This is a genomic window from Kitasatospora sp. NPDC048365 (assembly GCF_043200835.1).
Classification (GTDB): domain Bacteria; phylum Actinomycetota; class Actinomycetes; order Streptomycetales; family Streptomycetaceae; genus Kitasatospora; species Kitasatospora terrestris.
Map to the genome: position 1 here is coordinate 111118 of NZ_JBICYJ010000018.1, position 13788 is coordinate 124905.

Annotated in this window: 13 protein-coding genes; 11 read left to right on the forward strand and 2 right to left on the reverse strand. The window is 69.5% G+C overall.

Features of this window, described 5'->3' with window-relative positions; translation table 11 throughout:
• The first annotated feature begins 43 nt into the window (after nucleotides 1–43).
• Nucleotides 44–1039 carry a sugar phosphate nucleotidyltransferase gene (locus ACGFX4_RS19960; RefSeq protein ID WP_393075912.1) on the forward strand — a complete coding sequence of 332 codons (996 nt, stop codon included), beginning with the start codon at nucleotides 44–46 and terminating at the stop codon, nucleotides 1037–1039.
• A 226-nt stretch (nucleotides 1040–1265) separates the two neighbouring features.
• The gene (locus ACGFX4_RS19965) at nucleotides 1266–1928 is read left to right on the forward strand and encodes an HAD family hydrolase (RefSeq protein WP_393075914.1); all 663 of its coding nucleotides are present in this window, start codon (nucleotides 1266–1268) and stop codon (nucleotides 1926–1928) included.
• Here ACGFX4_RS19965 and ACGFX4_RS19970 read toward each other — a convergent pair.
• Nucleotides 1909–3168, reverse strand: a complete 1260-nt coding sequence (locus ACGFX4_RS19970; RefSeq protein WP_393075917.1) for a transcriptional regulator — start codon at nucleotides 3166–3168, stop codon at nucleotides 1909–1911. The two genes, ACGFX4_RS19965 and ACGFX4_RS19970, sit on opposite strands and share 20 nt — an antisense overlap.
• A gap of 225 nt (nucleotides 3169–3393) precedes the next feature.
• Between ACGFX4_RS19970 and ACGFX4_RS19975 the strand changes: the two genes are divergently transcribed.
• Nucleotides 3394–3696, forward strand: a complete 303-nt coding sequence (locus tag ACGFX4_RS19975; RefSeq protein ID WP_393075919.1) for a hypothetical protein — start codon at nucleotides 3394–3396, stop codon at nucleotides 3694–3696.
• A 61-nt stretch (nucleotides 3697–3757) separates the two neighbouring features.
• A complete protein-coding gene (locus ACGFX4_RS19980; protein ID WP_393075921.1) occupies nucleotides 3758–4252 on the forward strand; it encodes a hypothetical protein in 495 nt (164 codons plus the stop codon).
• Nucleotides 4253–4342: 90 nt separating this feature from the next.
• On the opposite strand, the gene ACGFX4_RS19985 is transcribed toward ACGFX4_RS19980, so the two are convergent.
• Nucleotides 4343–5359, reverse strand: coding sequence for an NlpC/P60 family protein (locus tag ACGFX4_RS19985; RefSeq protein ID WP_393075923.1), 1017 nt, complete (start codon nucleotides 5357–5359; stop codon nucleotides 4343–4345).
• A gap of 675 nt (nucleotides 5360–6034) precedes the next feature.
• Between ACGFX4_RS19985 and ACGFX4_RS19990 the strand changes: the two genes are divergently transcribed.
• From ACGFX4_RS19990 to ACGFX4_RS20020, 7 genes are read left to right on the forward strand one after another with little or no spacing between them, the layout of a single operon-like run.
• Nucleotides 6035–6298, forward strand: coding sequence for a hypothetical protein (locus ACGFX4_RS19990; protein ID WP_393075925.1), 264 nt, complete (start codon nucleotides 6035–6037; stop codon nucleotides 6296–6298).
• 52 nt (nucleotides 6299–6350) lie between these two features.
• On the forward strand, nucleotides 6351–7088 hold the full coding sequence (locus tag ACGFX4_RS19995) for a hypothetical protein (protein WP_393075928.1): 738 nt from the start codon (nucleotides 6351–6353) through the stop codon (nucleotides 7086–7088).
• Complete coding sequence (locus tag ACGFX4_RS20000; RefSeq protein WP_393075930.1) at nucleotides 7085–8497, forward strand: hypothetical protein; 1413 nt, start codon at nucleotides 7085–7087, stop codon at nucleotides 8495–8497. Before ACGFX4_RS19995 ends, ACGFX4_RS20000 begins: the two co-directional genes overlap by 4 nt.
• On the forward strand, nucleotides 8494–9942 hold the full coding sequence (locus tag ACGFX4_RS20005; RefSeq protein ID WP_393075933.1) for an SCO6880 family protein: 1449 nt from the start codon (nucleotides 8494–8496) through the stop codon (nucleotides 9940–9942). Before ACGFX4_RS20000 ends, ACGFX4_RS20005 begins: the two co-directional genes overlap by 4 nt.
• A gap of 8 nt (nucleotides 9943–9950) precedes the next feature.
• Nucleotides 9951–11480 carry an ATP-binding protein gene (locus tag ACGFX4_RS20010; RefSeq protein WP_393076058.1) on the forward strand — a complete coding sequence of 510 codons (1530 nt, stop codon included), beginning with the start codon at nucleotides 9951–9953 and terminating at the stop codon, nucleotides 11478–11480.
• Nucleotides 11477–13213, forward strand: coding sequence for a type IV secretory system conjugative DNA transfer family protein (locus ACGFX4_RS20015; protein WP_393075935.1), 1737 nt, complete (start codon nucleotides 11477–11479; stop codon nucleotides 13211–13213). Before ACGFX4_RS20010 ends, ACGFX4_RS20015 begins: the two co-directional genes overlap by 4 nt.
• Nucleotides 13206–13778, forward strand: coding sequence for a DUF4913 domain-containing protein (locus tag ACGFX4_RS20020; protein WP_393075938.1), 573 nt, complete (start codon nucleotides 13206–13208; stop codon nucleotides 13776–13778). Before ACGFX4_RS20015 ends, ACGFX4_RS20020 begins: the two co-directional genes overlap by 8 nt.
• Nucleotides 13779–13788 lie beyond the last annotated feature (10 nt).

The following is a 13788-nucleotide window of genomic DNA, read 5'->3' on the forward strand; positions in this document are numbered from 1 at the left end:
CGCACGATCACCCGAACCCGCTCGACCCCACGAGAGGTGGATCATGCCCGGACTCACCGCCGTCATCGCCGCCGCCGACGTCGGCAGCCGCTTCTTCCCCATCGGCAAGACGACCCCCAAGTGCCTGCTGCCCGTCTGGAGCCGACCCCTGCTGTCCTACACCGTCGCCGACTGCATCGCCGCCGTCGCCGAGCGGATCGCCGTCGTCACCGCCCCCGGCGAGTGCACCCGCCAGGTCCGCCACTTCCTCACCCCCGACCCGGAGATGGAGCGCTACTTCACCGCCTGCGGCTGGCAGCACAAGTACGCACCGATCGCCACGCCGATCGCCGCCGAGACCACCGTCATCGAGCAACCCCGCGACACCGGCCACTACGGCACCGCCCTGCCCCCCATCTGCGCCGCCGGGTGGATCGGCGACGACGACTTCCTCCTCGTCTCCGGCGACGACCTCCTGCTGCGCCCCGACCAGGGATCGGACCTCGCGGACCTCGCGGCCGCCCGCCGGGACGCCGGCACTGCGGGCGCGGTCGCCGTCGCCGTCCGCCCCTCCGACCAGCCGCTGCGCTACGGAGTGGTCCAACACCACTCCGGCACCAGGGCGCGGCCGCTGATGGACTCGGTACGGGCCTGGAACCCCGGCGACCGCGGGCACGGCACCGCGCACATCAACATCAGCAGGACCCTGCTCCCGGCTGCCGTGCTGCCGTACTTCGCCGCGGTCCAGCCCGCCGTCGACGGCGAGCTGCGGGCAACCGACGCCATCACCGCCTTCGCCCGCGACCACGACGTGCTCATCCAACTGATTCGGGGCAGCTTCTCGACTGCGGCAGTCCCGAGGGCCTGTACGCCGCCAGCAGCGCCCTCGCACGCAACCCCTGCCCGTAGGGCCGATCCCTCAACACCACAGGGCGCGGCTTCGGACTCCTCGCCACGGCGCACCGCCGCGTCCAGTCCCGCCGCCGTGCGGGCCGAAGCCGACGCGCGGGAGGCGTGGCTGTATCTATTCACGTTCCACCCGGGCACGCTGACCCTATGAGGCCGGTCCCGGCCGGAAGGCCGGCAGCACCGACCAGGTGCCGGCACGAGGCCGGGGTACCAGATAGGCGCTCGTGCACGGGCGGGAGAAGGCTTCTGCCGCCGCTTCCCTGCGCGTATCGCACCCAATGTCCGTACCTCGGGCGGGGGCCGTCCAGACTGCCGGCTCCAGGTAGGCCTCTGACACTGGTGATCGCCCTCCAGGACCACTGGATAGGCTGACCTGCATGACGATCAAGGCCGTGGTGTTCGATGTCGGCGAGTGTCTCGTGGACGAGAGCCGGGAGTACGGCACGTGGGCCGACTGGCTCGGGGTCCCTCGGCATACCTTCGTCGCACAATTCGGCGCCACGATCGCCCGCGGCTTGGACTACCGCGAGACCTTCCAGGTCTTCCGGCCGGGATTCGACCTGCACGAGGAGCGCGAGCGCCGCGCCGCTGCCGGCAAGGCTGAGTGGTTCGGGGAGGACGACCTCTATCCCGACGTTCGCCGCTCCTTGACCCGCCTTCGGGCGGAGGGTCTGTGGCTCGCCATCGCCGGCAATCAGACCGTCCGCGCTGGCGGGATCCTGCGCGGACTGTTCACGGGCGATGTCGACCTCATCGGCACCTCGGACGACTGGGGCGCGAGCAAGCCCGACCCCGAATTCTTCCGCCGGGTCTCGGCCGTCACTCCTACCCTGGCCGAAGAGATCCTCTACGTCGGCGACCGCCTGGACAACGACATCCTCCCCGCCGCAGCTGCGGGCATGCGGACTGCGCTGATCCGCCGGGGTCCCTGGGGCTGGATCCAGCAACACGACCCAGCGGCTGCCGAGGCGACGTTCCGGATCGACTCGCTGGCCGAACTCCCGGATCTGATTGCCAAATTCAACGCTGAAGTGAGCTGACGGTCGCCGACCAGCTGTACAGCCGGTCATCGAGCCGCTGGACCTGCGGGTCGCTCGACCACTCGGTCAGCGTGCGGCGAGCCTCTCGAACGCGTTCCATTCCCGTCGCGTACCACGTGAGGTCGAGCTGATCGAGCGCTTGCCCGAGCAGGGCACATGCCTCGCTGATCCTGCCCGCGGTTGCCTCGACTGTGGCAAGGTCGGCAAGCACGACCACCCTCTGTTTTCCGTCCTTCGCTGGAAGAGCCTCGAGGACTCCCTGCAGCGTGGTGCGAGCTTGCGGAAGGTGCCCGGCGGCGAGCTCCGTATTGCCCTTGAACGCGGCGAGCCGATTCGCCGAGAACCACGTCATCCAGCTCGGGCTGGCAGGGCGATCGGCTCCGTCGGCAAGCAGTTCCTCGGCGCGCCAGATCAGCCGGAGCGCGCCCTGGTGGTCGCCGCATCGGGTGAGGCACTCGGCCTCGACAGCATCGAGCCATGCCAGTAGCTCGGTCGAGGCCGGAGCGCGACGGGCGTACGTCCGTGCTGCCTGCATCCGCTCCTGGGCATCCGCACGGCGTCCCTGCCAGCCTGGGACAAACGCGATGTGCGCGAGGATCGCGGCGCCGAGCAGGGCGTCATCCGCCTCACCGGCCGCTTGCAGCGCCCTCAGATAGGTCCCGTCCGCCTGCTCGGGCTGCCGCAGGTCGAAGAACTGGATCCGGCCGCAGAGCAGTAGCGACTCGGCGAGTGCGGTGGCGAGAATCCGGCGGGCAACTCCCCTCGTCTCGTTGAGAAGCTCACTGCCGAGGTTGGCGTGCTCCGCGACGGCCTGATGCAGCGTGGCCGGGCTGACGGACCAGTACATGCGACGGTGCGCATCAGTGACCACTGCGTAGTCGGCGCCGATCGTGTCCGGCTGGGCGCCACCGGAGCGAATCGCCGTGGCAGACGAACGCACCCGCGCAGGTGCCCCCACGGGATCCTCGATGGCCGGCGTGTCGCTGGCCCATGGAGGTCGAAAGCCGAGCCGTTCAACAGGCAGCCGGAGCACGTGGACCAGGAGCTTCTGATACTCGGATCGTGGCCAGCCAGGCGTTGCGGACTCCCATCGCGCGACCTGTCGGGGGCTGATACTGACGTCCCCCAGGCCGAGCTCGAGAGCGGCGTTCCGCAGTGCGACGAGGAGCGCCTTCTGACTGCTCAGGCCTGCAGCGTTGCGTGCGCTCTTGAGTGCGATGTTCCCGGTTTGCCGCGCCATGACTCGCCTCCAGCAGGGCTAGCTGACCTCACTCTCAACAGTAGCCGTATATCTGCCATATGAGGAGCACTCAGATGGGCTCTCCGACTGTAATGGCAGCAAAGCGGCATACAAGAGGCTCATGCATGGCATTCAGATAGCGCCCGGTCTGGCCGACCATGGGGAGGTCGACACGTGGCATCCGTGTTGATCTCCAGAAGGGGCTGCCGAGCTCTTGTCCATGGAATGGAGGAACGCGTGGTGATCAGTCCAGCGCGGGCCGCAGGTCTCCGCTACGAGACCGAGATCGAGGGCATCACGGCCTTGGCCGAGTTCAGCCGGCTGGACGACGCGGTGTCCGCTGTCTGGAACTCCGTTCGGGCGCTCCCCATCGGGCACACGCAGTATGCCGCGTACGAGGTCTTCTTCGGTGATGGAGCCGTCGACCGTGTGCAGGACCTGTTCAAGCGCCACGGCGAGGTCCGGCTGAGCTTCCGCCTCTGCGACCGCTCCCACAGCATTGTCATCCGCCCCTCCCGACGCCGGTGACGGGCTCCAGGGAGTCCAGGTATGGCAACCAGACCCAGTGCGGCCGCCGAGGCGCCCGATGATGAACAGTCCGGAGATCCGGACCCCGCAGGAGACGGCGGTCGCTCTGTCGCCGCATCTGCCAAGCGGTGTCCGGATTGCGCGGCTGGACTGCGGCTGCCTCCAGCTCTCCGGCCCGTTACCTGCCGGCGAAACGGAGCGGAGCGCGGCGACAACGATCCTGCTCGAATCGGCGAACCGCCTGTCCGTGCACGATCGCCGACACGGCGGCGTGTCGGAGTTTTCGTTCGAGGCGACCTGGCCATCGCCGTCCGGCTGCCCGATGGAGACGCCGACGCAAGCTGTTCCGCCGGGCCGGGGTGCAGAGACGCTCGACGCTGCGCGGCACCTGGGATGCAGTCTGACCTCGAGATCCTCGTGCCCCATGGATCTGGCGACCGGCCTCTTCGCAGCGATACGGGCATCCGGCATCACTCCCGGTGCGCCCCGGGTCGCCGCACGAGTATCCGACCGCCTCGCGCGCATCCTGAACACGGCTGCGAACACCAGGAACTGACGCTGCGGCGCAGCAGCACCGCGGTCCTCCACCAGGACCATCCGAAGCCTTGGAAGACCCGGATTCTGCTGCTGGTCAGGCTCGCGACGTTCACGGCCGGGTCGCACCGAAGTAGTCCGCCGCCGGCATGGTTGACGCGTCGGCGACCTTCACGACGTCGCCCGTCTTCGGCGCCTCGACGATCCGCCCCTCACCGACGTAGATCGCCACGTGGTAGATGGATGCTTCGCCTCCGCGGCTCCAGAACAGGAGGTCGCCTGAACGGAGTTCGGACTTGGCTACCGGCCGGTCGGCCGTGGCCGCGTACTGTTCGGCGGCGGTGCGTGGAAGGCGCCTGGTCGGCCAGTAGGCGTACTGCACGAGGCTGGAGCAGTCCCAGCCGAGTGTCGTGGTGGCAACGCACCGACCGTCGAGGTAGCCGTTGCCGTCGGCGCAGAATCCGGTTCCGGGCCCGGACGGGCTGCCGCCGCCATAGGCGTACGGCACGCCGAGTTGCGTGAGGGCACGTCGAACCGCCGAGTTTCCGCTTCCGTGGCCCGCGACGGCTCCGCCCTGGAAGCTGGCCATGCTTGCGAGGATGCTCGACACGTAGTGCTGTGTCTCGGGGTACGGAGGGATGCCGCTGAAGCGCTCGACCGCGCCCCAGCCGGCGTTGTAACCCGCGAGTGCCAGTGCCCGTGGATCTCCGGCGATTCCCGATGCACCAGCCTGCCCGAGCAGACTGCACATGAACCTGCCCTGGGCCATCACCGCGTCACCGATGTCGTGCGGGGACGCGACTCCGTTGCGATCGTCGTCCCGGCCCCAGGTCGCCCACGTGCCGGGCATGAACTGCGCCGGGCCCACCGCCCCGACCGGACTGACCGCCTCGGCTCGGAACCCGCTCTCCTGCTGGAGCTGGGCCGCGAGCAGCGCCGGGCTCAGCGCAGGAAGCCGGCACTCTTGCGACGCGCGCTGAAGCCAGGGCCTGTAGGCGGCGGGCACACCGTCGAGCGCCTGGACGCCCGGAGTGGAAGCACTCGCTGAGGCCAACGCTCCGAGACCGGCAACGAGCAGCAGAGCAATCGCGGCGGCGAGCCCCGCGCAGGCCAGGCTTGCTCGCTTCACAACTCCCCCGTGGGACATGACCACCAACCCGATCGAGCGGTAACGGATTTCCTTCGCATCGCAACTGTTGTTACTCTACGTGGCCGAGTGATCACGCAACTCTCTGTAGTCGCGGGAGGGACGATGCTACGGACAACGGCGGTATCGCCACGAGGTTCTGGTGCGACATCAGATGGCGCCGGTGGGCCGGAGGACCACCAGGGCGCAGCACGACGCGGATACGGAGTCATCCCGGTCCACGGGTACGACATCGGCGCAGCCGCCGTGCTGCGTATGCTCGACTCGGCCGACGGTGACGGGCCCCGCGCTCGCGGACTTCACCCGGGAGAGCCAATCCCATTCGGGCTCCAGCCCGTACTGGTCTCCCCCACCACCGTGTACGGCACAGTGCTGGTCGAGACGATCCTGCGCGGCTGGCCGCCTGCCGACCTGCCCCGCCCGTGGCTCGTACTTCTTGCGGACATCCCCGCCAAGCCAGCAGCCGCAGCCCGCTACCGGTTGCGCGCCCTCAGCTCCCGCCTGGCCGGGACCATCACGCTGCCTTACCTCCCGGCGCTCCGGGCAGTCGAGCGCCCCGGGGACGCCCTCAACGACCCGACCGTGGCGCGCGCCGCAGCACAGCTGCGACGCCAACTGGAAGGACCTTGACCGGTGCTGATGACACACCTTGCCGCCGTGAGCGGCAGCCTGATCCCGGAAGCCAAGCCCACCAAGATCCCGGGCCTCGAGAACACCGTCTCACAGCTCTTCGGCTACGGACTGTGGCTCGTCGTCCTCACCGGAGTGGCCGCCGCCGGCTTCGGGCTCTACAAGCTCGCCGTCGTGGACAAGAGCCGCCACGGCGGCGGAAGCGAGCCCTTCAAGTGGATGGGCGGCGGCATCGCGGCGATCCTCATCGCCGGCTCGCTGATCAGCATCCTCAACAGCATTGCGGGCTGACATGAGGAGGCGGAGGGGACGCTCTGCGGCCCTGTGGACCGCTGGCGGAGTCTTGGCCGCTGTCGTGGTGTTGACCACGTACTCCGCGCTGACCAGCGACGAGCAACTGCCGGCGGCCACCGCGCCGCCTCCCGCCGTGTCGGCGTCTCTCTCTCCAAAGCCGATGCAGTCGTACACGATTCCGTCCACCTGGACGGAGCCCGTGAGGTGGTCAGCACTTCCGCAAGGCAGCGGCAAAGCCGCCAACGGGCGCCCGGTCGGATTTCCTGCCACCACAGACGGTGCCATGGGAATGGTCCTCGCGGCATCGTCAATCAGGATGTCCGGCACCAGGAGCCTCACAGATGAACACTTGGCCCTCTACGACGCTTACATGCCGCGATCAGACCGCTCCCCGGATCGAGAACTCAAGGTTCGACAGAACGCCGCGCAGGCGGAAGCGGGTTACCGCAAGTCATTGGAGCTCCCCAGCACCGGACCGCTGCCAAGCGGCGTATTCGTGCAAGCGGACATGGTTGGCTTCAGGATCATCAAAACCACGCCGGACGAGGTTCTTGCCTACGTGGTCACGCGCCTGTCACTCAGGCCAGGCGAGCTCAAGCCCGAGAGCCTCGCCTACCAGGTGGGTGCTCTCGGAGTCTCGTGGCGTGACGGCGATTGGAAGTTCTCCATCTCATCCGCAGAGCACCTCAAGGAGCAGCTCGGGAACTCGCCCCTGCCTGCAATCGCTGCACCGGGTGACGCTGCCTTCAATACCCTGGGCTGGACGGCCATTAGGCAGGCATCATGAAGCGCCTGCTCGCTGTGCTCCTGCTCACTCTCACGGTCGCAGCCGGTGGAACAGCCGCCGCCCCGCAAGCACTCGCTGACGACACCGGGATCGTTGGCGCAATCACCGAGTTCGGTTGCGGCACGACTGCCTTGGGTTTCGTCGACGCAGCTGCTGGCACCGACTACTGCGGGCAAGCTGGCGCCGCTGCCGACAAGGCGGTGAAGGAGGAGTGGGCGAACGTCTGGAACTCTGTGGTCGGGGATTGGATCAAGTCGGCAGAGGATCTCGCCCGTTCGGCGATCCGCACCGCGCTGACGTTCGCACTGCAGGATCCCTCGCTGAAGCTCGAGGACACCGGGCTCTTCGGGACGGATGCAACGCTGGCCGGGATGATGGTGTGGCTGGGCCTGGTGATCTCCACGTTCGGTGTGATGTGGCAGCTGGGCGCGATGGCCATCACGGGGAAGTCGCGGTATCTCGGTCGGGCGATGGCCGGTTGGGCTGAGAACTCGCTGCTCTGTGTGTTCGGGCTGTCGGCCGTCGCGCTGCTGCTGCAGGCGGGCGACGAGTTCACGGCCGGTGTGGTCAGTGTGTCCTTCGGCGACAACGCGGCCGCGTACGACCGCATCATCGCCGTGATGTTCCCGATCGTGGTGGCAACGGGCAACCCGGCAATCGTCGCTGCGAACCTGTTGGTGCTGTTGCTGATCGGGGCGGTCCAGCTGCTGCTGATCTACCTGCGGAAGTCCGCGATCCCGATCCAGTGTCTGCTCCTGCCGATCGCGGGTGCTGGCAGGACGGGCGGTGAGGCGACTCGTCGGTGGGCGCCGAGGCTGATCACGTCGATCCTGGTGTGCATCGCCTACAAGCCGATCGTGGCCGTGATCCTGTGCGTGGGGTTCACCGAGTTCGGCAAGGCCGCCACGTTCACGGAGTGGCTGCGGGGCGCGGCGACGCTGGTGCTTGCGGTCCTCGCGCCGGCGCCGCTCACCCGGATCTTCGCTCCGCTCGGGGCGGAGGTCGGTTCGGGTATGGCAATCGGCGGCGCAGCTGGCGCCGTGGCGTCGGTTGTGGGGTTCGTTGAGCAGCGGCGTGGCGGGGTGGGCGATGGGGCCGCGGCTGGCGGTGGCGAGCCGGCTACGGCGGTCGAGCATGCTCGCCACGTGGAGCGTTCGATGGGTTCCGGGGACCGTTCGGGTGACGGTGGGGATGCTGTCGCTCAGGCGGCCCGGACGGGGGCGGCGCAGTCGGCTGTGATCCCCGGTCAGGTCTCCGGAGCCGACGGCTCGAGCAGCCCGCAGCCCGGTGCCGCTCCGGGAGGCGGGGCACCGGGAGGGGCCGGGCTGGCGATCAAGGTCTTGGACGGCGTGAACAACACGGTCCAGCGGGCCGCGGACGAGTTCGGGAAGGGCGGGGAGCGCTCGTGACGATTCATGAGGTGCCGGACGTGCTGCGGGTCGAGGGGTTCCGTGCGCGGCGCAGCTTCGGGCTGGGGTCGATGTCGAGGAATGCGACGTTCGCGGTGGCGATCGCGTTGACGGCGGACGGGCTTCTCGGTGTCGTTCATCCGGGCACGTTGCTGGTGACGGTTCCGGTGACGTTGGCGGTGGCTGCGTTGGCGGCGGCGCGGCGTCATGGGATGCCGGCGTTGTCGTATTTCTGGGCGCAGTTGGCGTGGCGTCGGGCGTCGCGTGCGGAGGTGACGTCGTTTCGGCAGGTGCTGCTGCCTCATCCGTTTGCGTTGGACTTGCCGGGGGTGGGTGCGCCGTCGGCGTTGATTGCTGCGCATGATCCGACGACGGGTCGCTCGGTGGGGGTGGTGCACGATCGGGCGACGGATCGGATGACGCTGACGACGTTGCTCGCGCCGGGCGGGAGCCTGATGGCGCCGACGAACACGGTCCGCGGCAACATTCGGACGTGGAGCGCCGTACTGGATGCGATGAGCACTGACGAGCAGATCAAGGGCGCGTCCGTGACGATCCAGATCACGCCGGGTGCGGGTGAGGCACTGGGTGACGACGTGAGGCTGCGCCGCCGCCCGGAGGCGCCGCAGCTCGCCCGGGACACGATCGACGAACTGGTCCGCACGACCCCGCGGGCCACAGCGTCGGTGACGCCGTGGATGAGCGTGACGGTGGACCCGATGGCGACCGCGATCCCGCCGACGGACCTGGCAGAGAAGGTGGCGGAGGCGCTGCGGGTGGTGGACACGCTGGATCTGAGCGGCACCGGCACGGATGTGTTCCGTCGGGCTACGGATGTGGATCTTCGGCGGATCGTGCGGTCGGCGTTCGATCCGGGTTGCTTCAATGCCCGGGAGGAGGAGTTCCAGGAGCTGCAGTGGGGTGAGTGCGGGCCGGTCGCGGCGGACGACGGCTGGGAGGAGTACGTGCACGACGGGGCGGTATCGGTGTCCTGGGTGCTGCGGGAGATGCCTCGCCGGCCGATCCCGTACAGCGTGCTGCTGCCGTTGCTGTCTCCCGGCCGGTTCCAGCGCCGGATCACGCTCGCGTACCGGGTGCTGGATCCGTACGAGGGTGAGGCGGTCCTGGAGCGGGAGATCTCCAACGCGGAGCAGCGGGCGACGGCGACGGCGCAAATGCGGGGTCGGGCGCGGTGGAGTCAGCGGGCCGATCACCAGCGTGCGGAGCAGGCCGCGGTACAGGCGGCAAGCGGCGCGCAGGTGGTCGATTGGACGCTGATGGTGACCACGACGGCCTTCTCGGCCGCGGATCTGCCGGCTGCGCGGCAGGATCTGCACCGTGCGGTGAAGGCGACTCGGGGCATCAGGATGCGGCCAGCTTATGGCGCGCAGGCGTCGGTGTTCGCGGCGGGCCTTCCGGTCGGCTACAACCCTCTGGTCAGGTGACGGCGGGTATGGGGATCGACGTGAAGGCGCTGGCACCACGCCGGTCAGAGGCTGCGCAGCGCCCGGACGAGGTGGTCCGCCCGCCCTCTCGACTCGTCTCGCGGCGGCGGCGGGTGTTCGCGGGCCGGCTGGGTTGGGGCGGCCGTTTCGGTGGCCGCGCGGTGGTCGAGGATGCGGGCACTGTCCACACGGGGCCGACGACGCAGGTCGGCGGGCTGTACCCGTTCCTGCTCGGTACGGGGCTGCCGCCGCACGGTGTCCCGGTGGGCCGGGATGTGCTGACGGGTGAGCTGGTGTGCATCGACCCGTCGGGCTGGACGGGTCGGCTGACGACCAATCCGGGTGTGTGGGTGATGTCGCAGCCGGGTGCCGGCAAGTCGGCTCTGGTGAAGCGGATCTGCCTGGTGTACGTCTCGTACGGCCATCTGATGTGCGTGCCGGCGGACGTGAAGGGCGAGTACAGCACTCTGGTGCGCGAGCTCGGCGGCAGCGTGGTGCGGATCGGCGACGGCCTGGGCCGTATCAATCCGCTCGACTCGGGGCCTTTGAAGACCAGGCTTTCGTCCCTGCCGGGCACCGAGCGCAGTGCGCTGCTGGATGTGCTGACCGGCCGTCGTCTGGAGACGCTGGGTGCGCTGCTCTCCACTCGCAACGGGCTCGGCCGGGCGCCGAACGAGATCGAGCGGTCCGCGCTGAACACCGCGGTCCAGCTCGCCGCAGACGCCGTGCCGGGCGCGGACCCGATCATTCCGGACGTGATCGCCGTGCTGCGGCAGGCGCCGGAGCCGCTGCGCGCCAAGCTCGCCGCGGCCGGCGACGCGTACCTCGCTCTGACCCGGTCGGTCATCGCAGGCCTGGACAACCTGTGCGACGGGCCGCTCAAGGGCATGTTCGACGGCCCGACCAGTGTGCCGCTGGACCTGGACGCGCCCGCCGTCTCGGTCGACATCTCGGCGCTGCGCGCCCGTGGCAACGACGTGGTCAGCGCCGGGATGATCGCCACCTGGGCCTACACCTACTCCTCCATCGACAGCGCCCGCAGCATCGGCCTGATGAACCGCAAGCTGGTCCTGCCGATGGACGAGATGTGGCGTGCCCTTCGCTCCGGCCCCGGTCTGGTCGACGCCATGGACTCCATCAGCCGTCTGAATCGCACAACCGACGACGTCGCCGTGTACGTCACGCACTCCCTGCTCGATCCGGAGTCCCTTCCCACGGAGGAGGACCGGGCCAAAGCTCGCGGTCTGATGGACCGTTGCGACACGTGGGTGATCGGCGCCTCCACCGAGGAGGAGCTCCAGCGGGTGACCGGCAAGCGGGCGCTCACCGAACAGGAACGCATGATGATCAGCTCGTGGTCGTCCGCCACCAGCACCGGCCTCGACACCAGCGACCAGGTCCACCCGGGGCGCGGCAAGTACCTGATCAAACTGGGCAACCGGCCCGGCGTGGCCGCCGCGATGAGCCTCACCGCGACCGAGCGCAGGCTCTACCACACCGACCGGAACACGCTCGAGCACGAGGCCGCCGGCCGATGATGACGGAGAACGACCGGCAGTGGATGGCCGGCGGCATCATCCTCGGCGGCGCCGTCGTCCTGGCCGCCGCCACCTGGGCCGGCGCGGCCCTCGGTGCCCTGACCACCGGGCACGGCGCTCCCCCGCTCAGCCCCGTCACCGTCGTCGACATGGTCCGCGACTGGTCCGCAGTCTGGCCCCACTCCCCCACCGCCAGCGCCATCGGCGCGGCACTCGTCGACGCGGCCTCCGCCGTCGGCATCACGCTCGGGATCCGCGCCGCGCTCCGCTGGTTCCACACCGCCTCCCACCTCGCCACCCTCCACCAGGTCCGCGACCTCACCCCCCGGCCCGCCGCCCGCACAGCCACCCGGCTGCGCACCTCACTGCGCGGCGTCCCGCCGAAAACCGTCCCGCCCGCCGACCGCGGCGTACTCCTCGGCGACCACCTGCCGACCGGCGTCGAACTGCGCGGCTCCGACGAGGACACCTACCTCGCGCTCATGGCACCCCGCGCCGGCAAGTCCACCGCACTCGCCATCCCGATCGCCCAGGAGGCTCCGGCCGCGCTGCTCCTCACCAGCAACAAGCCCGACGTCTACGCCGCCACCATCGCCACCAGGCGCCGCGTCGGACAGACCTGGGCCCTCGACACCCAGGGAGTGGCGCAGATCGAGCGCACCTGGTGGTGGGACATGGTCGCCGAGGCCGAGACCCTCGACCGTGCCGAACGCCTCGCCAGCCACTTCGTCAACCAGGTTCGCAGCGACGCCGCCGACCCGTTCTGGGCGCAGGGCGCATCCGACGTCCTGGTCGGCTACTTCCGCGCCGCCTGGTGGAGCGGCGCCACCGTCCGCGACGTGCTCGGGTGGCTCGCCGACCCGAACGAGAAGGCGCCGTTGCGTGTCCTGTACGAGCACGAGCCGGTCCTCGCCGAGCAGGTCGAGTCGAGCGTGAACATCGCCGAGGAGACGCAGAGCGGCATCTATCAGAACGCCCGCACCGCCGTCTCCGCGCTGCGCGACGAGAAGGTCCTCGCCTGGGTTATGCCCGACCCCCACCGCGACCAGTTCAAGCCCGAGGACTTCGCCCTCAGCAAGGGCACCCTCTACCTGCTCAGCAAGAAGGGCGGCGCAGCGTCCGCCGTCGTCGCGGCGATCGCCGACGCCGTCTTCACCGCGGCCGCCGAGACTGGCGAACGCCACGGCGGCCGGCTCCCCGAACCGATGCGCGCGATCCTCGACGAAGCCGCGAACATCTGCAAGATCGCCGACCTGCCCGACCTCTACAGCCACCTCGGATCCCGCGGCATCACCCCCTACACGATTCTCCAGTCCTACCGCCAAGGCGTGCAGGCCTGGGGCGAAGTCGGCATGGACGCCCTGTGGGGCGCCGCAACCAAGAAGATCGTCGGCGTCGGCCTCGACGACCCGCGTTTCGTCTCCGACATCGCCACCCTCATCGGCAACCACGACATCACCCGCGGCTCCCACTCCAAGAGCCGCGACGGCGGCTCCTACTCCGTCAGCGAGCACCGCGAACAGATCCTCGAACCCGCCCAGATCCGCGCCATGCGACGCGGCACCGGACTCCTCCTCGCCACCGGCATGCCCGTCGCCCAGATCGCACTGCGCCCCTGGTACGAGGAACCGACCATGACCCATATCGGCCCCGAGATGGCCGCCGAGGAAGCCGCCATCACCAAGCGCGCGGTCACCGCGTACCAGCAGCGAAAGGCGGCCCGCCGTGGCTGACACCGGCCACCGGCCCGAGGACCTACCTCCGTCCCTCGTCCCGGCCGCCCTCGAGGAAGACGTCGAAGACCTCAAGGCACAGGTACGGTCCCTCACCGCCCAGCTGGCATCCCTGCAAGAGGCCTTCAGCAGCCCCGCCGCCGTTCTGCCTCAGCAGCGCGAAACCGACGACGACCGCGCCTGGCGCTACCCGCCGTTCATCCTGCTCCTCGACACCCCCGACCGCGACGCCGAACTGCGCGTGCTCGCCGAGTGGGTCGAAGGTGTCCTCGTGCCCGGCTACCTCGGCGAACCGTCCGCCGACGCCCGCTGGTGCCATCGCTGGGTCGAACACGAGGACGCCGTCGCCCACCTCCACGCCCTCTGGCTCGCATGGCAGGAACTCACCGACCCGGCATCCTGCGGCTACACCGGCCCCAGCACCTGGCACCGCGACCACTACCGCCCCTGCATGAACGAACTCCGCGGCCCCCGCGGCCCGTTCGCCGGCTGTACCAAGGGCGAACACCACATCGCCCACCGGCTCCCCGGCCGAGTCCCCAGCGACTGGCACCTCGAGCCCTGACAAGCTCGTC